Genomic DNA, 23,730 nt, shown 5'->3' with positions numbered 1-23,730 from the left:
ACGCCGTGGCGCGCGCATCGCGCTGGGCGGCGTTGTTTACTGAGGCGCGGTACCTGGGTTGCGGGGCAGGGTGAGGGTGAAGCGGGACCCCTGGCCCTCCGCGGAGGACAGCGTGAGTGTGCCGCCCATCAACGCTGCCAGGGCCCGCGACAGCGCCAGCCCCAGGCCGGTGCCGCCGTGCTGATAGCTCACCTGGTCGTTGCCCTGGCGGAATTTTTCAAACACCGTTTCGTGCAGGTGCGCCGGGATGCCGGGGCCGGTGTCCACCACGTGGAAGCGCACGGTGTCACCGGCGGTGTCCACCTCGATGGCGACCGAGCCCTCGGTTGTGAATTTCATGGCGTTGGAGAGCAGGTTGTTGAGCACCTGTTTGAGCCGCAGTCCGTCGCACAGCAGGGTGTGGGGGGCTTCGGGGTCGATGCGCACGTGGAGCGCCAGGTTCTTGTTGGCCGCCGTGACGGCGAAGAAATCAGCCGTGGACTGGACGATCTCTGCCACGTTCTGCTCGGTGGGCGTGTGGGGCATGGCGCCTGCTTCCACCTTGGCCAGGTCCAGGATTTCGGTGAGCAGGGCGTTGAGGTGTTCGGCCGCCTTGCGGATCAATCCAGCCTGCTCTTTGTATCGTGGCTGGTCCAGCCGCAGTTCCATCAGCTCGGCAAACCCCCGGATACTGGTGAGGGGCGTGCGCAGTTCGTGCGACACCGCCGCCAGGAACTCACTCTTGGCCTGGCTGGCCGAGCGGGCTTCGGCCTCGCTGACGCGCAGGGCAGCATTGGTGCTTTCCAGCTGGCGCACGCTGCGCACAAAGATGATCGCGGCGCCCACCAGCGCGACGCTGAAGAGCGCCATGGTGAACAAGGCTACGTTGCGGCTGGCGCGCCATTCCTGCAAGGATTCGTCGGTGCTCGTGGCCACCACAACCAGCAGCGGATATTCGCCCACACGGCTGTAGGCATAGATGCGTTCGACGCCGTCCAGTCCACTGGAGCGCACATAGTTGCCGTTGCTCCCCAGTTCCTCCATGTTGTTGTTGGCCGCCCGCGCGATCACGCTGCCCATGCCCGCGCTCTGCCCGCCCAAGACCCGGGCGCGCACGGTACTGTCGTTGCCGATGAGGGTCACCACCCCGATGCGCCCCAGCTGCACACCCCGATAGACGTCCTCAAAATAGCCGGGGTTCACGGAGGCCACCACCAGGCCCGCGATGCCGCCGTTGGCATCCGGAATCTTTCGCGATAGCTGGATAGTGGCTTTGCCAGAGACCTTGCCCACCACCGGCTTGCCCACAAACAATCCGTTGGGTGTCTGCTGCAGGCGCGTAGCCTCCGGCGCTTTCGGGTTCAGGTGCACCTGTACGTGCTCGCGCTCCGACAGATCGACGTGGCCGGTTTTTTCGCCCGTGGGGTCGATGTTGCTGCCGATGAACCGGCCGTCGGGTCCTACCAGAGAGAGCTGGGTCAGGATCTGGGGCGCCAGCCCGGTTTCATTGGCGAACCGCGTGAAATCGGCCTTTTCAAAGTCGTTGGCCTGGACCGCGTCGCGCATGCGGATGGTGGCCTGGTCCACCGCCGCCATCACCCGCACGGTTTGTTCGCCCAGGCTCAGCGCCAGATTGCTGTTCTGGCGAACCTGTGCATTCATGGCATCGCGCCAGGACACATTCAGCAGGACAACTACCGTGGTCCAGGCCAGCAGCAGCACCAGGGCCGTGCCCCATGCCACCATGGTGCGCAAGGGCAGGCTCGACGGCCGCTTGGGTTGCAAGGACGGGCCGTCGGGGGGCTGATGCGCTGGGGGGGCTGCGGAAGGCGAGGCAGGGGCCGTCATGGGCGAGTGTTTAAGTAAGCAACTGCAACCATCATAGGCCTGCGGCTCGCGCGAACCGCAGCCCGGTGATTCACGGGGCAAGTCGCCGATCTGGGCACCCCACCGGCGGGACTCCGTCACCACGCTGGTCAGGCGCACTGCCGACCCGCCCGGGCACCGCCCAACGAGCAGAACGCCCTACAGCGGGCGACACCCTGGCGGGGGCCGCCAGTTCCCACAGACAATGAGCCCCCTTGTGTCTGCCGGGGACGGCGGCGTGGTTGTGTTTGCTATACAAAATATAGCTGTAAGCGCATGATTCACATGCGCCTTCGGCCAGTTTTACTTCAATCCTGTGCGCGGGAGGCGTGCAGGCCGTGGCGGCAACGCCGGGCTTCGCTCGCGCTCCGGCAGCTACTCAGGGGTAGGGTCTTGGACCAGCCCCGCACCAATCAAGCCTGGGTATACGCGGTCTTCACCGTGGTGTAGAACTCCGCCGCGTAGCGCCCCTGCTCGCGCGGGCCGTAGCTGCTGCTCTTGCGGCCGCCAAACGGCACGTGGTAGTCCACACCCGCCGTGGGCAGGTTCACCATCACCATGCCAGCCTGGGCGTGGCGTTTGAAGTGCGTGGCGTGCTTGAGGCTGGTGGTGGCAATGCCGCTGGCCAGGCCAAAGGGCGTGTCGTTGGCCAGGGCCAGCGCTTCCTCATAGTTCTTGGCGCGCTGCACGCTCACCACGGGGCCGAAGATCTCTTCGCGGTTGATGCGCATGCCGGGTGTGGTCTCGGTGAACAGGGCAGGGCGCAGGTAGAAGCCGGGCGCACCATCGGCGTTCTTCTCCAGGGCTTCGCCGCCAAAGGCCAGCTTGGCGCCCTCCTGCTGGCCGATGCCGATGTATTCCAGGTCTTGCGCCAGTTGGCGGTCGTCCACCACGGGGCCGATGTCGGTGCCGGCCTTGCGCGCATCATCCACCTTCAGGGTCTTCATCTTCTCGACCATGGCGGCCACGAAACGGTCGTGGATGCCTTCGGTCACGATCACGCGGCTGCTGGCCGTGCAGCGCTGGCCGGTGGAGAAGAAGCCGCTGTTGATGGCCGCGCCCACGGCCACATTCAGGTCGGCGTCGTCCAGCACCACAAACGGGTTCTTGCCGCCCATCTCCAGCTGCACCTTGGCGCCGCGCGGCACGCAGGCGGCGGCCACGCGCTGGCCCGTACCAACGGAGCCGGTAAAGCTCACGCCCGCAATGCGCTCGTCTTCCAGCAGCACGGCGCCCACATCGGAGCCGCGACCCATCACCAGGTTGAACACACCGGCGGGCAGGCCCGCGCGGTGCAGGATGTCGGCCAGTGCCCAGGCAGAGCCCGGCACCACTTCGGCGGGCTTGAACACCACCGTGTTGCCGTAGGCCAGGGCCGGGGCGATCTTCCAGGCCGGGATGGCGATGGGGAAGTTCCACGGCGTGATGATGCCGATCACGCCCAGGGGCTCGCGTGTGATCTCGATGCTCACGCCGGGGCGCACGGACGGAATCATTTCGCCGCCGGGGCGCAGCGCTTCGCCCGCAAAGAACTTGAAGATGGCGGCCGCGCGGCCCACTTCGCCGATGGCTTCGGGCAGGGTCTTGCCTTCCTCACGGGCCAGCAGGTCGCCCAGCTCGGCCTTGCGCGCGATGATTTCGTTGCCCACCGCGTCGAGGATGTCAAAGCGCTGCTGGGGCGTGGACAGGCTCCAGGCCGGGAAGGCCGCGTGGGCGGCCGAGACAGCCTCCAGCGCCTGCTCGCGGCTGGCCACGGCGTAGTCGCCGATCACGTCGCGCGTGTCGGACGGGTTGGTGTTCTGGTAGGTGCGGACGCCTTCGGTCCAGTTGCCGGCGATCAGGTTTGCATGCATGGCTGTGTAGGTGTGTGGGTGGTTGAGAAAAGTCGAATCAAAGCCCCGGTGCCGGGATCATTTCGCTGAGAGAACTGCTCGCCGCAGACGGCTGCCATCCAGGCAAGCGCCGTGCGCCGGGGTTCGGCCACTGCAGGTTCATTGTTGTATGTCATCGTACAACATAAGTGAGATCTTGGGTACTGCGGGTAATTACTCATGGGACCACTGCACGCCTGCGCGGCCCACGGGGCAGCAGGCGGGCGCGCAGGGTGGGTGGTACCGGCACGGGCCTTCTGCGTCAGCTGGCCTCGGCCTGCGCGCGCCGGCGGCGCTCGCGGCTGTTGGCCAGGTGGGTGCGCATGGCGGCGCGGGCGGCGTCCGGGTCTTGGCCGACGATGGCGTCGTAGATGCTCTCGTGCTCCCCGTTGACCCGCCGCAGATACTGCCGCCGCTCATCGTTGGCTGAGTCCATGGCGGCCAGGCGTGCGCGCGGAATAATCATGCTGCCCAGCGTGCCCATCAGCTCGGCGAAATGGCTGTTTTGCGTGGCGCGTGCGATTTCAAGGTGGAACTGGAAGTCCGAGGCCACGGCGTCCCGCCCCGCGTCCACGGCGGCGGCCACAGCGTCCAGCGCCTCTCGCATCACTTTCAGGTTGGCCTCGGTGCGGCGCAGCGCAGCCAGAGCGGCTGCCTCGGTCTCGACGCCAATGCGCAGCTCCAGCACGGCAATCACGTCACGCAGCGTGCTGAACTGGTCGGGCGTGATCTTGAAACCCGGGGCCTGCCCCAGGCCCAGCACAAACGTGCCGATGCCGTGCCGCGTCTCCACCAGTCCCGAGGCCTGCAGCTTGGAAATGGCCTCGCGCACCACGGTGCGGCTGACATTGAACTCGGCCATGATGGCCGCCTCGGTGGGCAGCTTGTCGCCCAGCCCCAGACGGCCGTCGCGGATGCGGTCGCCCAACGAGTCCACCAGCTCCAGGGCCAGGGTGCGGGGCTTGCGGCGGGGGGCGATGTCGGTGCTCATCTCTTGGTGTTATCCCTATGTATTGGCGGGGTTGAAAGGAGTACATTGCCTCTTCGTTGTATGACAACTGATGACGTTCAACCGCTTGTAACGCCACTGTACCAAGAACCTTCACAAAAGCCATGCCCTGTCACCCGACACCGATCCGTTTCCAGCGTTTGTTACTGACCGGAGCCGCCGGGGGCTTGGGGCGTGAGCTGCGCACGCGCCTGAAGGCGTACTGCACCACCTTGCGCCTGTCCGACATCGCAGACCTGGGCAGCGAGGCGCCCGGCGAAGAACTGCGCCCCGCGCGGCTGGAAGACGCCAGCGCCATGCTACCGCTGCTCGAAGGTGTGGACGCCGTGGTGCACCTGGGGGGCGTGTCCACCGAGCAGCCCTGGGACCCCATCCTGCAGGCCAACATCGTGGGGGCGTACAACCTCTATGAGGCCGTTCGCAAGCAAGGCGTCAAGCGCGTGGTGTTTGCCAGCTCCAACCATGTGACCGGCTTTTACCGCCAGGACGAAGTGGTGGGCCTGCGCGACCCGGCGCGGCCCGATGGCCTGTATGGCCTGTCCAAGGCGTTTGGCGAGGACCTCTCGCGCTTCTACTTTGACCGCTACGGCATCGAAACCGTGTGCCTGCGCATCGGCTCCTCCTTCCCCGAGCCGCGCAACCGTCGCATGCTGGCCACGTGGATGAGCTACGACGACCTGGAGCGCCTGGTGGTGGCCAGCCTCACGGCACCAGTGGTAGGCCACAGCATCATCTATGGCATGGGCGACAACACCACCACCTGGTGGGACAACACACTCGCCCGTCACATCGGCTACCGCCCGCAAGACAGCTCCGAGCCCTTCCGTGCCAAGGTGGAGGCCGCAGACCCGCAGCCCGACCTGACCGACCCGGCCGTGATCTACCAGGGCGGGCCGTTTGTGCGCACCGGTCCGTTCGAGTGACCGAGTCCATGGAACTCTTGCTGTCTCACCACCAGGACCAGGTGGGCGAAAGCCCGCTGTGGAGCCCTGCCGAGCAGGCGCTGTATTGGGTGGACATTGAAGGCCGCGCGCTGCGCCGCCTGCGCTGGGCCGACCGGCAACTGACGAGCTGGACGACCCCGGAGCGGCTGGCCTGTATTGCGCTGCATGCGAGCGGCGGGCTCATTGCTGGCATGGACACCGGCGTCTTCCACCTGCAGCCTGCCGATGACGGCACCCTGGCTTGCACCCTTATCTCTGCCGTGCAGCACCCGCAAGCCGGCATGCGCTTCAACGACGGGCGATGTGACCGCCAAGGGCGCTTCTGGGCCGGCACCATGGTGCGCGACATGTCGCTGGCCCAGCCTGCGGGCGGCCTGTACCGGCAGGACGCGCGCGGCCTTTCGGCGCCGCTGGTCCAGGGCCTGGTCACCCAGAACGGCTTGGCCTTCAGCCCCGATGGCGCCACCATGTACCTCAGCGACAGCCACCCCAGCGTGCAGAAGATCTGGTCGCTGGACCTGCACGACGACGGCAGCCTGGGGCCGCGCCGCGAGTTCGTGGACATGCGCGAGCTGCCAGGCCGGCCCGACGGCGCTGCCATCGACACCGACGGTTGCTACTGGATCTGCGCCAACGACGCGGGCTTGGTGCATCGCTTCACGCCATCGGGCGTGCTGGACCGCTCGCTGCCCGTGCCGGTCAGCAAGCCCTCGATGTGCAGTTTTGGCGGGCCCGGCATGGACCTGCTGTTCATCACCTCCATCCGCCCCGGCCAGCCGCAGGGCAACGATGCAGCCCACGGTGGCGCGGTCTTCGTGACCCGCCCGGGCGCCCAAGGGCTCACAGAAGCCCCGTACCAGCCCGCGTGAGCGCGGCGCGCCAACCCCATTCAACCCCGGAGACAAAGCACCATGAACGTTCCACACCTCTTTGGCCGCGTGGCCATCGCCGCCGGCATCCTGCTCGGCAGCCTGGCCGCTCAGGCCACCGAGTTCCGCTCGTCCGACATCCACCCCGAGGACTACCCCACCGTGCTGGCCGTGCGCCACATGGGTGAGACGCTGTCCAAGGCCACCGGCGGCAAGCACAGCATCAAGGTCTACGCCAAGGGCTCGCTGGGCATTGAGAAGGACACTATCGAGCAGACCAAGCTGGGCGCCATTGCCATGACGCGCGTGAACGTCGCGCCCATGAATAACATTTGCCCCGCCACCATGGTGCCCACCATGCCGTTTCTGTTCCGCGACAAGGAGCACATGCGCAAGGTGCTGGACGGCGCCATTGGCGACGAGATCCTGAAGGACTGCGAATCGCAGGGCTTTGTGGGCCTGGCGTTCTATGACTCCGGCGCACGCTCGATCTACACCGTCAAGAAGCCCATCAAGACCCTGGCCGACGTCAAGGGCTTGAAGGTGCGTGTGCAGCAGAGCGACCTGTGGGTCTCGCTGCTCGAAGCCATGGGCGCCAACGCCACCCCCATGCCGTTCGGTGAGGTCTACACCGCACTCAAGACGGGCCTGGTGGACGCCGCCGAGAACAACTACCCCAGCTACGAAAGCTCGCGTCACTTCGAAGTGGCCAAGTACTTCAACAAGACCGAGCACTCCATGGCGCCCGAGATTCTGTTGTTCAGCAAGCGCGTGTGGGACAAGCTGAGCGCCGACGAGCAAAAGGCGATCCGCGCAGCCGCGAAGGAGTCGGTGGTGTACATGCGCAAGCTCTGGGACGAGCGGGAGGAGAAGTCGCTGGCCGTCGTCAAGGCTGGTGGCGCTGACATCGTGGAAGTGGACAAGGCGCCCTTCAAGGCGGCCATGAAGCCGGTGTACGACAAGTTCCTGAAGGACCCCAAGCTCCAGGACATGGTCAAGCGCATCGACGCGGTGAAGTGATCCTGGCGGTCCCTGCCGCAGGGCCGTGTGCGCTGCGGCAGGTTCTATTTTTTGTCCTCTGAATGTTCTCTATGTACACGCGACTTTGCGCCTTCATCGCGCGCACCTGCCTGCAGCTCGGCGTGGGGGGGCTCGTCCTGCTGGTCTGTGCCGTGCTCTACCAGGTCATCGGCCGCTACATCTTCAACGACACCCCCACCTGGGCCGAGAGCGGCGCCGTGCTGCTGGTGCTGTACGTGACCATGCTGGGCATGGCCGTGGGTGTGCGTGACGCGGGCCACATCGGCCTCGAATCCTTCCTGGTGCTGGCGCCCGACGGGCTGCGCACCAAGCTCGAATTGCTGATCCATGCGCTGGTGCTGCTGTTCGGCATCGTCATGGCCTGGAACTGCGGCGTGCTGGCTGAATCCGTGGCGCCCTACAAGATCCCCACGCTGGGCATCTCCGAAGCCTTCAAGTACGTGCCGCCCGCCATGGCCGGCGTGCTGGTGGCCATGTTCTCGCTGGAACACATCCTCGCCATCCTGCGTGGCGTTGAAGTCGAGCCTGCCTGGCATTGATTTCCAGCCCCTGAGCCTCTTTTCCGCACCCTAACGTCTTACAAAGATTCCACCATCATGGCGTTGACCATCCTGTGCGTGAGCTTCACGCTGCTGCTGCTGCTGGGCGTGCCCGTGGCCTTTTCGATCGGCCTGTCCTCGCTGGCCACCATCCTCTACGAAGGCCTGCCGCTGGCCGTGGGCTTCCAGCAGATGATTTCGGGTATGAACCCGTTCTCGTTCCTGGCGATTCCGTTCTTCATCTTTGCCGGCGAAATCATGATGTACGGCGGCATTGCCGACCGCATCGTCAACTTCGCCAAGAGCGTGGCGGGCCATGTGCGCGGCGGCCTGGGCATGAGCAACGTGCTCGCCTGCACGCTGTTCGGCGGCGTCTCGGGCTCGCCCGTGGCTGACGTGTCGGCCATGGGTGCCGTGCTCATCCCGCAGATGAAGAAAGAGGGCTACCACGCCGACTACGCGGTGAACGTGACCACCCACGCCTCGCTGGTGGGCGCGCTCATGCCCACCTCGCACAACCTCATCATCTTCACGCTGGCCGCTGGCGGCAAGGTGAGCATTGCCGCGCTGATCCTCGCTGGCATCGTGCCCGCCCTGCTGCTCACCATCTGCAACCTGGCTGCCGCCTACTTCGTGGCCGTCAAGCGCGGCTACCCCGCCGGCACCTTCCCCGGCTGGGAGATCGTGTGGATCTCGTTCCGCGCCTCCGTCCCCGGCCTGGCCGTGGTGGCCATCATCATTGCGGGCATCTTGTCGGGGGCGTTCACGGCCACCGAGTCGGCGTCGGTGGCGGTGCTGTGGGCGTTGATCCTTTCGGTGTTCGTCTACAAGAAGCTCACGCGCGAGCAGTTCCTCAAGGCCGCGTCCAAAGCCGTCAAGACCACGGGCACGGTGCTGCTGCTCATCGGCATCTCGTCGATGTTTGGCTACCTCATCGGCCTGTACGGCGTGGCAGAGCTCACAGGCGATGCGCTCAAGTCCATGAGCACCTCGCCCTGGGTGATCTTCCTGTCGGTCAACATCATCCTGTTCGTGCTGGGCACCTTCCTCGACATGGCGGCCACCATCCTCATCTGCACGCCCATCTTTCTGCCCATCTGCCAGCAGTTCGGCATGAGCACCGAGCAGTTCGGCATCGTCATGCTCATCAACTGCGCGCTGGGCCTGAACACGCCGCCCGTGGGCACCACGCAGTTCATTGGCTGCACCATCGGCGGTATCTCCGTGGGCGAGGTGATGAAGACCATCTGGCCGTTCTACAGTGCGCTCATCGTGGCACTGATGCTGGTGACCTACGTGCCCCAGTTTTCGATGTGGCTGCCGGACCTGGTGCTGAAGGCGGGTGGCTGAGCACGGCCGTGCAGCACATGAAGTGGACATGAAGTGAACGATCCGATGCGAGAACCCCTCACCATCCGCATGCATGCGGACGACAACGTCGCCATCGTCGCCAACGACGGTGGCCTGCCCGCCGGCACGGTGCTGCCCCCGGGCGTGCCGGGCGCAGGCATTGCGCTGCGCGACAAGGTGCCCCAGGGCCACAAGGTGGCGCTGCAGGACCTTGCCGAGGGCGATGTGGTGCGACGCTACAACGTGCCCATCGGTTATGCGCTCAAGGCCATCCCGGCCGGCAGCTGGGTGCACGAGCGCCTGCTGCAGATTCCATCAGCCCGCGCGCTCGAAGGCCTGCCCATGGCCACCGTGAAGCCACCGGTGCTCGAACCCCTCACGGGCTATACCTTCGAGGGCTACCGCAACGCCGACGGCTCCGTGGGCACGCGCAACATCCTGGCCATCACCACCACCGTGCAGTGCGTGGCCGGTGTGGTGGCGCAGGCCGTGCGCCGTATCAAGGCCGAGCTGCTGCCTCTGTACCCCCATGTAGACGATGTGATCGGCCTGGAGCACACCTACGGATGCGGCGTGGCGATTGATGCGCCCGATGCCATCATTCCCATCCGCACGCTGCGCAACATCAGTCTCAACCCCAACTTTGGGGGCGAGGTCATGGTGGTCAGCCTGGGCTGCGAAAAGCTGCAGCCTGACCGCCTGCTGCCCCCGGGCAGCTTCCCCATCACCGACGAGCGCGATGCGGCGCTGGGCCCCGAGACGGTGTGCTTGCAGGCCGACGAACATGTGGGCTTCATGTCCATGCTCGACCACATCGTGCAAAGCGCGCGTCCCCACCTGGAGCGCCTGAACGCGCGCCGCCGCGAGACAGTCCCAGCCAGCGAGCTGGTGCTGGGCGTGCAGTGCGGTGGCAGCGACGCGTTCTCCGGCGTCACCGCCAACCCGGCCGTGGGCTTTTGCGCCGACCTGCTGGTGCGTGCCGGGGCCACAGTGATGTTCAGCGAGAACACCGAGGTGCGCGACGCCGTGGAGCAGCTCACCAGCCGCGCCGCCACGCCCGAAGTGGCTGACGCTATCGTGCGCGAGCTGGGCTGGTACGACCGCTATCTGGACCGGGGCCGCGTAGACCGCGCGGCCAACACCACGCCGGGCAACAAGGCGGGCGGGCTGTCCAACATTGCCGAAAAGGCCATGGGCTCCATCATCAAGAGCGGCACCGCGCCCATTGCACACGTGCTGGCACCGGGCGAGAAGCTGCGCAGCGACCAGCGCGGCCTGGTGTACGCCGCCACACCCGCGAGCGACTTCATTTGCGGCACGCTGCAACTGGCCGCGGGCATGAACCTGCACGTGTTCACCACCGGCCGGGGCACGCCCTACGGCCTGGCCGAATGCCCCGTGGTCAAGGTAGCCACGCGCACTGACCTGGCGCGCCGCTGGCATGACCTCATGGACATCAACGCCGGCAAGATCGCCGATGGCGAGGCCACCATTGAAGACCTGGGCTGGGAGATGTTCCACCTACTGCTCGATGTGGCCAGTGGGCGCAAGAAGACCTGGGCCGAGCAGTGGAAGCTGCACAACGCGCTGGTGCTGTTCAACCCTGCACCCGTCACCTGAACCGCCGGGGCTACCGCCCTTTGTGTTCCCCCTTCAACAGCCCTTGCCTGCAAGGGCTGTTGTCCTTGAAAGACTGCTTCGCATGGGACCTTCCCGATTTTCTGACCGCAAGGTCGTCGTGGCGCTCGCGCTGCTGTGCTGCCTGCTCTGGGGCAGCTCGTACCCCGCCATCAAGACCGGCTACGCCTGGTTCGGCATTGCCCGCGACGACATCCCCACCCAGCTGGTGTTTGCGGGCTGGCGTTTTTTGGGCGCGGGCCTGATCCTGCTGGCCTGGGCCGTGGCCACACGCAAGGCCATCTGGGGGTTGGGGCCCGGGGCCGGGCGCCAGCTGGTGGTGCTAGGCCTGGCGCAGACCACGCTGCAGTATGTTTTCTTCTACGTGGGCCTGGCGCACACCACGGGCGTCAAGGGCTCGATCATGAACGCCACGGGCACCTTCTTCAGCGTGCTGCTGGCGCACTGGGTCTATCACAACGACCGCCTGAGCCATGCCAAGCTCTGGGGCTGCCTGGTGGGTTTTGCGGGCGTGATGGTGGTGAACCTGGGGCGTGGCACGCTGGACCTGGACTTCACGCTGCTGGGCGAGGGCTTCGTGGTGATCGCCGCCTTGGTGCTGGCCGCGGCCAGCATCTACGGCAAGCAGGTGTCACAGCGCATGGACTCGGTAGTGATGACGGGCTGGCAGCTGGGACTGGGCGGCGTGGCGCTGCTGGCCATCGGCTGGGCGCTGGGGGGCTCGCTCACAGGCTTCACGCCGGGCTCGACCGTGCTGCTGGTGTACCTGGCGCTGCTGTCGTCGGCCGCGTTTTCGCTCTGGAGCATCTTGCTCAAGCACAACCGGGTGAGCCAGATCACGGTGTTCAACTTCACCGTGCCGGTCTTCGGTGCCGCGCTGTCGGCGCTGTTTTTGGGCGAGGCGCTGTGGGAGTGGAAGAATCTGCTGGCCCTGGTGCTGGTGTGCGCCGGCATCTGGCTGGTGACGCGCGATGCGCCTGCCACTCAGCCTGCCGCATCGCCCGCCGCCAAATAAACTGGCGGCCATGGCTTATTCCCTTTCGCGCGACGCTTTTAGGCAAACACTCAACGGTCAGCCCACCGACCTGTACACCCTGCGCGGCGCCGGCGGGTTGCAGGTGGCGGTGAGCAACTACGGCGCCCGCCTGGTGCAGGTGGCGATGCCCGACGGGCAGGGCGGCCTGGTGGATGTTGCGCTGGGCTACGACAGCCTGCAGGGCTACCTGGATGGGCAACTGTCGATGGGCGCCCTCATCGGCCGCTGGGCCGGCCGGCTGCGCCACGGACAGCTTGCGCTGCCCGATGGTGCGGTGCTGCAACTACCCACCAACAGCGGCCCGCACCACCACCACGGCGGCCCGCTGGGCAGCCGGTTCCAGGTGTTCACGGTGACCGAGGTGCGGCCCGATGCACTGCGCCTGCAGCACATCTTTCGCACGCAGGACGACAGCGTGCCCGGCACGGTGCGGCTGACGCTGGACCTGGCCGTGGCGCCCGACAACGCGCTGTACATGGCCTGGACCGCCGAGGTGGCCGATGCGCCGACCGTGGTCAACATCACCGGCCACGCCTTCTTCAACCTGGCCGGGGCGGGGAGCACGCATGGCCATGTGCTGCAGGTGCCCGCCAGCCGCTACGTGCCGCTGGCGGCCGACGTTTGCCCCACCGGCGTGTTGGAGTCGGTGCAGGGCACGCCGTTCGACTTCCAGCAGCCCCGCCGGGTGGGCGATGCGGTGGCGCAACGCAGTGAACAACTGGAGCGCGCAGGCGGGCTGGACCACTATCTGGTGTTGGGCGATGTCGGCGGCGATGTGCACCGCGGTGCGCAGCCCGCCGGGTCGCTGCCGCCACTGGCACCAGCGCTGCCCACCACGCCCGCAGGCCTGCGCCCGGCAGCGCTGCTCAGCGACCCAGCCAGCAGACGCGCCTTGCAGGTGTGGACCACCGCGCCGGGCGTGCAGGTGTACGCCGGCCACGGCCTCAAGGCCGACCCGCTGCGCGACAGCGGGCGCAGCGCCATCGGTACACCCGGTGCGCCCTGGCAGTGGCAGCCAGGCGACGGCCTCTGTCTGGAGCCGATGGAATACCCCGACGCGCCCAACCACCCCGGCTTCAAAGCCCGCTGGTGGCAGCCGGGCGAGGTGGTGCGCGGGGCCATCGTCTATCGCTTCACCGGCTGATTCTTTTACCGAGCGTTTGATTTTGGAAGGTTTTGGCACCTGGTGCTTGTTTCACAAGCGCTGGTAGCTACTCAATTGATAGCGTGACTTGCTGGATTGCAGCGGCTTCACGCAGGAGGTGGTCCCGTACCACGGCAGCCAGCCAGTCCATCACCACGCGCACGCGTTGCGGCAGGTGGCGCCGGTGGGCGTACAGCAGCGTCACGGGCATGGGCGGGGCAGGGTGGTCCTGCAGCACCTCCACCAGCAGCCCCTTGTCGATCAGCTCGCGCACGCCCAGCAGCGGTGCCTGGATCAGCCCCAGCCCGGCGGCGCAGGCACCCAGGTAGGCCTCGGCGCTGTTGACGGTGACGCGCCCGCCCATCGCGTGAAACTGGGGCGCGCCACCCGCCTCTGCGGTCTCGAACCCCGCCGAGCGCGTGCCCAGCGTGCTCACGTAGTGCACCAGGTCGTGCTGCGCCAGGTCTGCCAGCGTGCGGGGCGTGCCCTTCTTCGCCAGGTAGTCGGGGCTGGCGCAGGTGGCCACGCGCACCACGCCCAGCGGGCGCGCCACCAGGCCGGGCTCGGCCACCGGCCCCACGCGGATCACGCAGTCAAAACCCTCGCGCACCAGATCCACGCGGCGGTCGGTGCTGCTCAGCTCCACCTGCAGCTGCGCGTGGCGCTGCAGCAGCTCGGGCAGGCGCGGCAGCACCAGCTGGCGCGCGATGCCGGTGGACATGTCGATGCGCACGCGCCCGCGCAGGTCGGCGCCCTCGGGGTGGGCGAACAGGGTCTGCAGCTCCTCCACGTCGTCCAGCAGGTCCTTGCAGCGCTCGTAGTACACCTGCCCGTCCTGCGTCAGCTGCACGCGCCGCGTCGTGCGGTGCAGCAGGCGCGTGCCCAGCTGCGCCTCCAGTTGCTGGACGGCCAGCGAGGCATTGGCCTTGGGGATGCCCAGCACCTGGGCCGCCTGCGTGAAGCTGGCCAGTTCGGCCACGTGGGCAAAGATCTGCATGCGGTCCAGGGGGTTCATGGCTTGGATTGGTTGTTTGGTTTGAACAATCAATTCAATTTTGCATGGTTTATGTTTTTCTTGGGAGTCAATAAAGTTCTCCCCATGCCCGCCGCACCCTGCGGCAGGCGCCCAAGCCCCACACCGAGGACCTTGCCATGACCGCACCCGCCAACACTCACTCCACCCCCATCGTTCTCATCACCGGCGGCAGCCGGGGCCTGGGCCGCAGCGCCGCGCTGGCGGCTGCGAAGAGCGGCATCGATGTGGTGCTGACCTACCGCCAGCAGGCCGCCGAGGCCCAGGCGGTGGTGGCCGAGATCGAAACCCTGGGCCGCCGCGCCGTGGCGCTGCCGCTCGATGTGGGCGACGTCAGCAGCTTCGAGGCGTTTGCCGGCCGGCTGTCGCAGTCCCTGCAGTCCGGCTGGCAGCGTGATCGTCTGGACTTTCTGGTCAACAACGCGGGCATGGGCGTGCACGCACCCTTTGCCGAGACCACCGAGGCGCAGTTCGACGCGCTGGTCAATGTGCACCTGAAGGGCGTGTTCTTCCTCACGCAGCGCCTGCTGCCGTTGATGAATGACGGCGGCCGCATCCTCAACCTGTCGTCGGGCCTGGCTCGCTTCGCCCTGCCAGGCTATGCGGCCTACGCGGCGATGAAGGGCGCCATCGAGGTGCTCAGCCGCTACCTTGCCAAGGAGCTGGGACCGCGCGGCATCGCCGTGAACGTGGTGGCTCCGGGCGCCATCGAGACGGATTTTGGCGGCGGCGCCGTGCGCGACAACGCACAGCTCAACGCCTTTGTCGCCAGCCAGACCGCGCTGGGCCGCGTGGGCGTGACCGAGGACATCGGCCCCTTGGTTGCAGCGCTGCTGCAGCCCGCCACACGCTGGGTGAACGCGCAGCGCATCGAAGCATCGGGCGGCATGTTCCTGTGATGCGGCGCCAAGCTGGGGGTGGCGGTGGCGGTGGCGGTGGTGTGGCCTGGCGGGGGCGCCGGGCGCCGGGGGCCATCGGGGTCTAAGTTTCGTCTAAGTGTTGGTGCCCACACTGCCCTCCATCGCAACTCCGATGGCAAAGGCACCACACCATGAACACGACAACGCTCACATCTACCCCCCGCCGCCTCATCCTGGCCCTGGTGGCCGCCGGTGCGGTGGGTGCCACGGGCGCAGGCCTCATCACCGGGCACCAGGCCCGCGCCCTGACCCCGCCCCCCGCCATCGTGGCCCAGACGCCCGCCGCCCCTGGCGGGGCCTTGCCCAGCTTCGCGCAGATCACTGCGCAAAACGGCCCGGCAGTGGTCAACATCAGCGTGACAGGCAGCACCAAGGCCGCGGTGGCCGATGACGACGGCGAAGACGAGGGCCAGCCCGCCGCGCGCCAGGGCCGGGCGCCGCAGATGGACCCGAACGATCCGTTCTACCAGTTCTTCCGGCAGTTCGGCTTTCCGGGCGGCATGGGGCCGCAGGCCCAGCCCAACGTGCCCACGCACGGCCAGGGCTCGGGCTTCATCGTCAGCCCCGATGGCTTGGTGCTGACCAACGCCCATGTGGTCAAGGGTGCCAGCGAAGTCATCGTCAAGCTCACCGACCGGCGCGAGTTCCGCGCCAAGGTGCTGGGCTCCGACCCTAAGACCGATGTGGCGGTGCTCAAGATTGACGCCAAGAACCTGCCCACCGTGCGCCTGGGCAGCACCCGCGACCTGCAGGTGGGTGAATGGGTGCTGGCCATCGGCTCACCCTTTGGCTTTGAAAACAGCGTGACGGCCGGCGTAGTCAGTGCCAAGGGCCGGTCGCTGCCCGACGACAGCCTGGTGCCCTTCATCCAGACCGATGTGGCGGTGAACCCCGGCAACTCGGGCGGACCGCTGTTCAACGCGCGCGGCGAGGTGGTGGGCATCAATTCGCAAATCTACAGCCGCTCGGGCGGCTACCAGGGCGTGTCGTTCTCCATCCCCATCGAGTTGGCCGCCAAGATCAAGGACCAGATCGTTGCCACCGGCAAGGTGCGCCACGCCCAGCTGGGCGTGGCCGTGCAGGAGGTGAACCAGGCGTTTGCCGAGTCGTTCAACCTCGACAAGCCCGAAGGCGCACTGGTGGCCAGCGTCAGCAAGGGCAGCCCGGCCGAGAAGGCCGGCCTGCAGGCGGGCGACGTGATCCGCCAGGTGGACGGCCAGCCCATCGTCGCTTCGGGCGACCTGCCCGCCTGGGTGGGCCAGGCGCAGCCGGGCCAGCAGGCCAAGTTGTCGGTGTGGCGCCAGGGCAAGCCGCTGGAGCTGACTGCCACCCTGGGCGACGCCAGCGACAAGGCAATCAAGCAGGCGCGCAACGATGACGCCGTGGGCAAGGGCCAACTGGGTCTGTCATTGCGCCCGCTGGACCCGCAGGAGCGGCGCGCGGCGGGCTTGAATGAAGGCCTGGTCATCGAGCAGGCGCGCGGCCCCGCCGCTGCGGCCGGCGTGCAGCCGGGCGACGTGCTGCTGGCCATCAATGGCGCGCCCATCAAGGACATCACGCAGGTGCGTGCCGCCATGGCCAAGGCGGGCAAGTCGGTGGCGCTGCTGATTGAGCGCGACGGCGACAAGATCTTTGTGCCCGTGCGCCTGGGCTGATCCATGGCCTGCGCCCGCCGTCGGTTGGGGGCCTGCGGCGGGCGCTGCGCATCAGCGCGGCAGGGGCTCCACTTCCTTTGTCCAGCGGTCGATCAGGCGCCGGCGCTCGGCGGCCTTGCCGTATTTCTCGAAGTCGTATTTTATGAGCTTCACGTTGTCCAGCGTCGGGATGCGCGGGTCCATCTTGAAGGTCTTGTTGGCGGGCACCTGGTAGCTGCCCACCTGGGCGCCCACGGCCTGGCCTTCGGGGCTCATCAGCCAGTCGTAATATTTTTTGGCGTTGTCCATGTTGCGCGCGCCCTTGACCAGCGCAATGCCGCCCACCTCGTAGCTGGTGCCTTCACAAGGCGCCTGGGTTTTCACCGGGTACTTGTCGGCCTTCCATTTTTCAAAGTTGAACATGAAGGTGATGCCCACACCCACCTCGCCCTTGGCCACATTGGGCGCCTGCGCCTGGCCGCTGCGGGTGTAGGTGGTGGTGTTCTTGTGCAGCGCCTTGAGGTAGTCGAACGCCTTGTCTTCGCCCATCAATTGCACCAGCCCTGCAATCACGGTGTAGGCCGTGCCGCTGGAGGCGGGGTGCGAGATTTCGACCTCGCCTTTGTAGGCGGGCTTGATCACGTCGGACCAGCACTGCGGCTCAGGCAGCTTTTTCTTCTTGAGCGTTTCGGTGTTGTAGCCAAAGCCGATGGCCGAGCTGTAAAAGCCCCCCACCTGGTGGCCCGACATGGCGTACTGGCGCACGCTCCAGCTGTGCAGGTCGTGCAGATACGCGGGGCGGTATTCGGCCAGCAGGCCCTGCTCGGCCGCCTGCAAGAAGGGGTCGCCCGTGCCGCCCCACCAGATGTCGGTCTTGGGGTTGTTGGCCTCGGCGCGCAGCTGCGCGGCAATCTCGCCCGTGCCCTTGTGGGCCTGGTTCACCTTGATGCCCGTCTTGCGGGTGAATTCCTTGGCAGCTGCTTCGCACCAGGGCGCGTCGGTGCTGCACAGCGCGTTGACCACACCCTGCGCCTGGGCGCCCGTGGCAGACAGTGCCGCCAGCGCAACGGCCGCAGCAACGTGGTGGAGAGGGGGAAATGTGATTGGAATTGCCATCGGTCTTGCTCCTTGTCTTTTGTCGTAATGGCCCGGCCCCTGGGGCGGGCGGTGTGCGCGTGGCGCTTTCATTGTGACAGTGATGTGTCAAATTTAAGTCGTTCTTTCAGCCCGGTGCTGCGTCAGCGGCCGTGCCGCCGCTATCCTTGGCAGCCAGCCCTTTTCCTGCACTCCTGACTGACCGACCTTTCTGCCCCCTTGCCATGCGCCTGCTGCTTGTTGAAGACGATTCCATGATCGGCGAAGCCGTGCTGGACCTGCTGCGCGCCGAGCAGTACGCGGTGGACTGGGCGCGCGATGGCGATGCAGCCGACACGGCCTTGCGCACCCAGGCGTACGACCTGGTGCTGCTGGACCTGGGCCTGCCCAAACGCGACGGCCTGGCCGTGCTGCGCGACCTGCGCGCCCGCAAGAACCGCACCCCCGTGCTTGTGACCACCGCGCGCGATGCCGTGGCGCAGCGCATCGAGGGGCTGGATGCCGGGGCCGACGACTACGTGCTCAAGCCCTACGACCTGGACGAGCTGCTGGCCCGCATCCGCGCCCTGCTGCGCCGCGCAGCGGGCCGGGCCGAGCCGGTGTACGAGCACCAGGGCGTCAGCATCAACCCCGCCACGCGCGAGGTGACGGTGCGAGGCACACCGGTGGTGCTATCGGGGCGCGAATGGGCGGTGCTGGAACCGCTCATTGCGCGGCCCGGCATGGTGCTGTCGCGCCAGCAGCTGGAGGACAAGCTCTACGGCTGGGGCGACGAGGTGAGCAGCAACGCGGTGGAGGTCTATATCCACGGCCTGCGCAAGAAGCTGGGGCCTGAGCTGGTGCTGAACGTGCGGGGTGTCGGGTATCTGGTACCGAAGATGTGATGGAAAAAATCTCTCGCAGCTTTCACGCCCTGCTCCCGCGCTCCTTGCGCATGCGGCTGCTGGTTTTTCTGCTCGCGGCCATCGTGCTGGCCGGGGCGGTGCAGGGCGCACTGGCCTACCGGGGCGCGTTGGAAGAAGCCGATGCGCTGTTCGACTACCACATGCAGCAGACCGCGCTGGCCCTGCGCTCGGGCCTGCCGGTGGATGCCCAGGGCCTGGGCCCCGGGCTGGACCCGGAGGACGAAAACCACGAATTCATCGTGCAGGTGTGGACCAACGAGGGCCTGCGCATTTTTGAATCCGCCGTGGGCGCCGCCCTGCCGCAGATTGCCGTGCTGGGCTTCACCAACGTGCAGGCGCGCGGCGGCACCTACCGGGTGTTCTCGATGCAGACCCGCTCGCAGGTCATCCAGGTGGCGCAGAACATGGCCGCGCGGCGCGACATGGCCCGTAGCCTGGCACTGCGCACGCTGGCGCCGCTGGCCATCATGGCGCCGCTGCTGGTGCTGGCCGTGTGGTGGGGCGTGAGCCGGTCGCTGGCCCCGGTGGAGCGCGTGCGCCGCCAGCTGGCAAAGCGCCAGGCCGACGACCTCTCCCCCGTGAGCGATGCGCAGCTGCCCGATGAGGTGCAGCCGCTGGTGAGCGAACTCAACCTGCTGTTCGAGCGTGTGCAGCACGCGTTCGAGGCCCAGCAGCATTTTGTGGCCGACGCCGCGCACGAGCTGCGCTCCCCCCTGGCCGCACTGCGCCTGCAACTGCAAGGCCTGCAGCGTGCGGGCGACGATGCCGCGCGGGCGGCCGCCGTCGAACGCCTGTCGGCCGGCATCGAGCGCGCCACGCGGCTGGTCGAGCAGCTGCTCACCCTGGCGCGGCAAGAGGCCAGCACGGCCGTGAATGACCCTGTGGACCTGCGCGCCACGGCGCAGCTGGCGCTGGCCGATGTGGCCCCCGCCGCCCAGGCGCGCAGCATGGATGTGGGCCTGCTGGACTCTGACGCTGCCACCGTTACCGGCAACGCCGAGGCCCTGCGCATGCTGGCCCGCAATCTGCTGGACAACGCCATCAAATACAGCCCTCCCGGCGGCCAGGTGGACCTGCAGGTGCGCCGCGAGGGCGACCACGCCGTGCTCACCGTGGAAGACAGCGGCCCCGGCATCGCCTCCGAGCACCGTGAGCGGGCCATGCAGCGGTTTGTGCGCGTCACCGCCGACGGTGCCCCCGGCAGCGGCCTGGGCCTGGCCATCGTGCAGGCCATTGCACAGGGCCATGGCGCCACCGTGGCGCTGGACAGCTCGCCGCGCCTGGGCGGCTTGCGGGTGACTGTTCGGTTTGCGGCCGCCAAGCCTTGAGCTGTGTGATGACTGATTGCTATTAATTGGATAGCTGGTCAGGCATATTGCACTAGCGCTACCAGCCAAAAATCCCTCAAAAGCACCCGCAGAGTGCTTCAAAACGCCTCGTCACGTGTGCGCCACGCCGCCAGAGGCCTGCCCCGCACAATGCGGGGGTAGCGCGCAGGCTGTGTCAGTTCCCGATCTGCCTGCACCCACTTCCACCTCAGCACACACGCATCGGCATGAACTTCATCGTTTTGGGCGCAGGCGCCATTGGTTGTTATGTGGGTGGGCGCCTGGCCGCGCACGGCCAGCCCGTGTGCCTGGTGGGCCGCCCGCATGCGCTGGAGCCCATCGCGCTGCACGGCCTGAAGGTCACCGACCTGGACGGCTTTGACCGCACCGTGCCCGCGTCCTCATTGCAACTGGCCCCCACGCTGGCCGATGCTGCGCCCAGTGCCGACAGCGTCATCCTGCTGTGCGTCAAAAGCGGTGCCACCGAGTCGGCCGCGCGCGAGCTGGCGGCGGCCTGTGCGCCCGGCACGCCGGTGATCTCGCTGCAAAACGGCGTGGACAACGTGGCCCGCATCGCAGCCCTGGCGCCCGGCCTGAACGTGCTGGCTGGCATGGTGCCCTACAACGTGGTGCTGCGTGGCGCGCACGTACACCGCGCCACCGCAGGCCATTTGCAGCTGCAGCGTGACGCGGTCACCGAGCGCATCGCTCCGCTGTTCAATGCCGCCGGCCTGGCCACCACGCTGCCGCCAGACATCCGCGCCGTGCAGTGGGGCAAGCTGCTGCTCAACCTCAACAACCCGGTCAACGCGCTGTCCGACCTGCCCCTGCGACAAGAGCTGCTGGACCGCGACTGCCGCCGCGTCTTTGCCGCGCTGCAGACCGAGGCGCTGCGCGTGATGGCGCGCGCGGGCATCACCCCCGCCCAGGTCACTGCCGTGTCGCCCACGCTGCTGCCCCATGTGCTGCGCCTGCCCAACTGGCTGTTCACCCGGCTGGCCAAGCGCATGCTGCAGATCGACGCCACGGCCCGCTCGTCGATGTGGGACGACCTGGAAGCCGGGCGCGTGACGGAGATCGACGCGCTGTGCGGCGCCGTGGTGCGGCTGGCGGCGGCACTGGGCATGGCAGCGCCGCTCAATGCGCGCATGTGCGAGCTGCTGGGCGGGCCGCGCCAGCGCCTCACGGGCAAACAGTTGCGCCAGGTTCTGGGGCTGTGATTGCGGCTGTGGCTTCGTGATCAGGCCACGGTTGCTGCGCTGTCCAGCGGCACGCGCAGCCCGGTTTTGAGGCTGGCCAGCGCCACCGAGGTCCGAAAGCGCTTGATGTTGTCGTCCCCCTCAAACAGCCGCCGCGTCAGCGCCTCGTAGTCCGCCATCGACGCCACATTCACCACCAGCAGGTAGTCTGCCTCGCCCGTCACGCTGTAGCACTGCTGCACCGCGTCTTCGGCCGCAATGCGCGCGCGCAGCGGGGCGGTGCGGTCGGGGCGCTCGTTGTCCAGGTGCACCTCTAACATGATGGTCAGCGGCTTGCCTACCTTCACCGGGTCCAGCACGGCCACGTTGGCGCGGATCACGCCGCTGTCCTTGAGCCGCTGAATGCGCCGCTGCACCGCAGGCGCCGACAGGTTGACGGCTTGCGCAATCGCGCGCTGGGGCGTGGTGTTGTCGGCCTGCAGGATGTCGAGGATCGCGAGGTCAAAGCGGTCAAGTGCTGCCGGAGTGGTCATGGGTCTCCTCGGAACAGGGTCTCAGGGTGAGCGAAAGTTGCGCGCAAGCCCCGAAATTCGAGCCAAAAGCACGCTGGGGTCGCACTATATTTTCAGCCCATGAGCGCTTCCCCTCTCCGTTCTCTTCTGCACCGCTTCTTCCCCTTCCTGGCCGTACTGGGCTCCGTCACTGCCCTGGGCATTGGTACCTCATGGGCCAAGCACTGGCTGTTCCCGGTGGTGGGGGCGCAGGGCACCACCACCGTGCGCGTGGGCTTTTCGGCACTGCTGGTGTTGCTGCTGTGGCGGCCCTGGCGTTGGCACTTGTCGCGCAAGGACGCGCGGGCCGTCATGCTGTACGGCGCGGCGCTGGGCGGCATGAACCTCATGTTCTACATGTCGCTGCGCACCCTGCCGTTTGGCCTGGCAGTGGCCATCGAGTTCGCGGGGCCGCTGGCGGTGGCCATCTGGTCATCGCGCCGCGCGGTGGATTTTGTGTGGGTGGCGCTGGCCATCGCCGGCCTGGGCATGCTGCTGCCGCTGGGGCTCAACGGCAGCACGCTGGATCCAGTGGGCGTCTTCTACGCTCTGGGCGCGGCCGTTTTCTGGGGGCTGTACATCGTGTTCGGCAAGCGCGCCGGGCACCTGCACGCGGGGCATTCGGTATCGCTGGGCCTGCTGGTGGCCGCGTTGGTGGTGGTGCCCGTGGGCGTGGCGCATGCGGGCGCTGCGCTGCTGTCGCCCACAGTGCTGCTCATTGGCGTGGCGGTGGCGGCGGTGTCCAGCGCCATCCCGATCTCGCTGGAGATGATGGCCCTGAAGCGCCTGCCCAAAGAGGCCTTCGGCATCATGATCAGCATGGAGCCCGCCGTGGCAGCACTGGTGGCCATGGCGCTGCTGGGCGAGCACCTGAGCGCGGTGCAGTGGCTGGCCATTGGCTGCATCATGGCCGCGTCGATGGGCAGTGCCATGACGGCTGCGCGGCCCGCTGCTGTCGCCCACACGGCGCCGCAAGCGGCCTGAAGGTGCGTGCTGGCGGAGCGGTGCTGCCAAGCGGGCGGTGCCGTGGCACGGCGCATTGCCTGACAGCAGCGCGGTCTGCAGGCTGGCTTGATCGGTTGGGTTGCAGGGCTAAAAAAGGACTGTGACGGCACCCCCTTGGCGCCGTCGTCCCATGTCCAAGGAGCCCATCATGATTCCCTCTACCACCCCTTCCACTGCGGTCACCGCACCCGTGGACGAAGACCTGGCCGAGCAAGCGCGCCCCGGCTACGGCATTCCGTCGCAAGACCCCCGAACCGGCGCCCAGACCGCGCTGGAGCCTGAAGACGCAGAGCGCGAAGCCCACTCCGCCCTGATGGGCGGCGGCATGATGGCCGGTGCCGCAGCCGGTGCCGCCGTGGGCGTGGCCGTTGCGGGCCCGGTGGGTGTTGTGGTCGGCAGCACCTTGGGCGGCATTGCCGGTGCGCTGGGAGGTGCCGCTGCGGGCACCATGGTCAGCCCGGACGAGCCTTTGGCCGATGCTGTGGAAGGCGATCACCCTGCGCAGTCTGCGCGAGGGCCAGCAGGCAAGACGGACTCGAAGTAAGGCCGCCAAGGCGGCTACGCGCTGATTGGGGCAGTGCGCGTATTGCGTGCGGATGCTTCAAATTTGATAGCTGCCAGCGCATATTTCACTAGCGCTTGTGGCCATTTTGGCTATGAAGCTGGTCCCTCGACAGGAATCGAACCTAAGAATCACTGAAAGTGACCGAATTTGGCGCACTTCTTTCTTCGAGGCGCGCATAAACCGTGCTGCCAAATTCAGCCTAATTCTTT

The 23,730-nt window shown here is 67.2% G+C and carries 21 protein-coding genes; 15 read left to right on the top strand and 6 right to left on the bottom strand.

Going from position 1 to position 23,730, the window contains the following annotated elements; translation table 11 throughout:
* Nucleotides 1-36: 36 nt before the first annotated feature.
* The 3 genes from ASD94_RS00830 to ASD94_RS00820 all read right to left on the bottom strand — a co-directional run bounded on the left by ASD94_RS00830 (nt 37) and on the right by ASD94_RS00820 (nt 4,707).
* Nucleotides 37-1,827, bottom strand: coding sequence for an ATP-binding protein (locus ASD94_RS00830; RefSeq protein ID WP_235510515.1), 1,791 nt, complete (start codon nt 1,825-1,827; stop codon nt 37-39).
* 431 nt (nt 1,828-2,258) lie between these two features.
* Nucleotides 2,259-3,698 carry an aldehyde dehydrogenase family protein gene (locus tag ASD94_RS00825; protein WP_056637255.1) on the bottom strand — a complete coding sequence of 480 codons (1,440 nt, stop codon included), beginning with the start codon at nt 3,696-3,698 and terminating at the stop codon, nt 2,259-2,261.
* A gap of 280 nt (nt 3,699-3,978) precedes the next feature.
* Nucleotides 3,979-4,707 (bottom strand): FadR/GntR family transcriptional regulator, encoded by a 729-nt coding sequence (locus ASD94_RS00820; protein ID WP_056637252.1) that lies wholly within the window; start codon nt 4,705-4,707, stop codon nt 3,979-3,981.
* 122 nt (nt 4,708-4,829) lie between these two features.
* Between ASD94_RS00820 and ASD94_RS00815 the strand changes: the two genes are divergently transcribed.
* The 8 genes from ASD94_RS00815 (at nt 4,830) to ASD94_RS00780 (ending at nt 13,286) form a co-directional block, all read left to right on the top strand.
* Nucleotides 4,830-5,648, top strand: coding sequence for an NAD(P)-dependent oxidoreductase (locus ASD94_RS00815; RefSeq protein ID WP_056637251.1), 819 nt, complete (start codon nt 4,830-4,832; stop codon nt 5,646-5,648).
* An 8-nt stretch (nt 5,649-5,656) separates the two neighbouring features.
* Nucleotides 5,657-6,538, top strand: coding sequence for an SMP-30/gluconolactonase/LRE family protein (locus ASD94_RS00810; RefSeq protein WP_056637248.1), 882 nt, complete (start codon nt 5,657-5,659; stop codon nt 6,536-6,538).
* A 42-nt stretch (nt 6,539-6,580) separates the two neighbouring features.
* Nucleotides 6,581-7,558: a TRAP transporter substrate-binding protein gene (locus tag ASD94_RS00805; protein WP_056637245.1), complete on the top strand. Its 978-nt coding sequence runs from the start codon at nt 6,581-6,583 to the stop codon at nt 7,556-7,558.
* A 71-nt stretch (nt 7,559-7,629) separates the two neighbouring features.
* Nucleotides 7,630-8,118, top strand: coding sequence for a TRAP transporter small permease (locus ASD94_RS00800; RefSeq protein ID WP_056637243.1), 489 nt, complete (start codon nt 7,630-7,632; stop codon nt 8,116-8,118).
* A gap of 57 nt (nt 8,119-8,175) precedes the next feature.
* Nucleotides 8,176-9,468 (top strand): TRAP transporter large permease, encoded by a 1,293-nt coding sequence (locus tag ASD94_RS00795; RefSeq protein WP_056637240.1) that lies wholly within the window; start codon nt 8,176-8,178, stop codon nt 9,466-9,468.
* Between the two features lie 45 nt (nt 9,469-9,513).
* The gene (gene garD / locus ASD94_RS00790; protein ID WP_369818010.1) at nt 9,514-11,088 is read left to right on the top strand and encodes a galactarate dehydratase; all 1,575 of its coding nucleotides are present in this window, start codon (nt 9,514-9,516) and stop codon (nt 11,086-11,088) included.
* A gap of 82 nt (nt 11,089-11,170) precedes the next feature.
* Nucleotides 11,171-12,121 (top strand): DMT family transporter, encoded by a 951-nt coding sequence (locus tag ASD94_RS00785; RefSeq protein WP_056637234.1) that lies wholly within the window; start codon nt 11,171-11,173, stop codon nt 12,119-12,121.
* A 10-nt stretch (nt 12,122-12,131) separates the two neighbouring features.
* Complete coding sequence (locus ASD94_RS00780; RefSeq protein WP_056637231.1) at nt 12,132-13,286, top strand: aldose epimerase family protein; 1,155 nt, start codon at nt 12,132-12,134, stop codon at nt 13,284-13,286.
* Between the two features lie 67 nt (nt 13,287-13,353).
* Here the strand turns inward: ASD94_RS00780 and ASD94_RS00775 are convergent, their stop codons facing one another.
* On the bottom strand, nt 13,354-14,301 hold the full coding sequence (locus ASD94_RS00775; RefSeq protein ID WP_200954169.1) for a LysR family transcriptional regulator: 948 nt from the start codon (nt 14,299-14,301) through the stop codon (nt 13,354-13,356).
* 137 nt (nt 14,302-14,438) lie between these two features.
* Between ASD94_RS00775 and ASD94_RS00770 the strand changes: the two genes are divergently transcribed.
* Both ASD94_RS00770 and ASD94_RS00765 read left to right on the top strand, forming a co-directional pair.
* Nucleotides 14,439-15,218 carry an SDR family NAD(P)-dependent oxidoreductase gene (locus ASD94_RS00770; protein WP_056637228.1) on the top strand — a complete coding sequence of 260 codons (780 nt, stop codon included), beginning with the start codon at nt 14,439-14,441 and terminating at the stop codon, nt 15,216-15,218.
* A 152-nt stretch (nt 15,219-15,370) separates the two neighbouring features.
* Nucleotides 15,371-16,894 carry a DegQ family serine endoprotease gene (locus ASD94_RS00765; RefSeq protein WP_056637225.1) on the top strand — a complete coding sequence of 508 codons (1,524 nt, stop codon included), beginning with the start codon at nt 15,371-15,373 and terminating at the stop codon, nt 16,892-16,894.
* Nucleotides 16,895-16,945: 51 nt separating this feature from the next.
* Here ASD94_RS00765 and ASD94_RS00760 read toward each other — a convergent pair whose 3' ends face one another.
* A complete protein-coding gene (locus tag ASD94_RS00760) occupies nt 16,946-17,989 on the bottom strand; it encodes an ABC transporter substrate-binding protein (RefSeq protein ID WP_015015553.1) in 1,044 nt (347 codons plus the stop codon).
* 203 nt (nt 17,990-18,192) lie between these two features.
* Between ASD94_RS00760 and ASD94_RS00755 the strand changes: the two genes are divergently transcribed.
* The 3 genes from ASD94_RS00755 (at nt 18,193) to ASD94_RS00745 (ending at nt 21,421) form a co-directional block, all read left to right on the top strand.
* Nucleotides 18,193-18,852 carry a response regulator transcription factor gene (locus tag ASD94_RS00755; RefSeq protein ID WP_056637222.1) on the top strand — a complete coding sequence of 220 codons (660 nt, stop codon included), beginning with the start codon at nt 18,193-18,195 and terminating at the stop codon, nt 18,850-18,852.
* The gene (locus tag ASD94_RS00750) at nt 18,852-20,201 is read left to right on the top strand and encodes an ATP-binding protein (RefSeq protein ID WP_056637646.1); all 1,350 of its coding nucleotides are present in this window, start codon (nt 18,852-18,854) and stop codon (nt 20,199-20,201) included. Before ASD94_RS00755 ends, ASD94_RS00750 begins: the two co-directional genes overlap by 1 nt.
* A gap of 227 nt (nt 20,202-20,428) precedes the next feature.
* Entirely contained in the window at nt 20,429-21,421 is a 993-nt protein-coding gene (locus tag ASD94_RS00745; RefSeq protein ID WP_056637218.1) for a 2-dehydropantoate 2-reductase, read from the top strand.
* A gap of 20 nt (nt 21,422-21,441) precedes the next feature.
* On the opposite strand, the gene ASD94_RS00740 is transcribed toward ASD94_RS00745, so the two are convergent.
* Nucleotides 21,442-21,933, bottom strand: coding sequence for an Lrp/AsnC family transcriptional regulator (locus ASD94_RS00740; protein ID WP_056637215.1), 492 nt, complete (start codon nt 21,931-21,933; stop codon nt 21,442-21,444).
* Between the two features lie 99 nt (nt 21,934-22,032).
* Between ASD94_RS00740 and ASD94_RS00735 the strand changes: the two genes are divergently transcribed.
* Both ASD94_RS00735 and ASD94_RS00730 read left to right on the top strand, forming a co-directional pair.
* Nucleotides 22,033-22,935 (top strand): EamA family transporter, encoded by a 903-nt coding sequence (locus ASD94_RS00735; protein ID WP_056637211.1) that lies wholly within the window; start codon nt 22,033-22,035, stop codon nt 22,933-22,935.
* A 169-nt stretch (nt 22,936-23,104) separates the two neighbouring features.
* On the top strand, nt 23,105-23,500 hold the full coding sequence (locus ASD94_RS00730) for a hypothetical protein (RefSeq protein ID WP_056637645.1): 396 nt from the start codon (nt 23,105-23,107) through the stop codon (nt 23,498-23,500).
* Nucleotides 23,501-23,730: the final 230 nt, after the last annotated feature.

The sequence above is a fragment of the Acidovorax sp. Root70 genome (assembly GCF_001428225.1).
Classification (GTDB): Bacteria; Pseudomonadota; Gammaproteobacteria; order Burkholderiales; family Burkholderiaceae_C; genus Acidovorax.
Note: the sequence above shows the minus strand (reverse complement) of the source record. Positions and strands in the feature narration are given on the sequence as shown.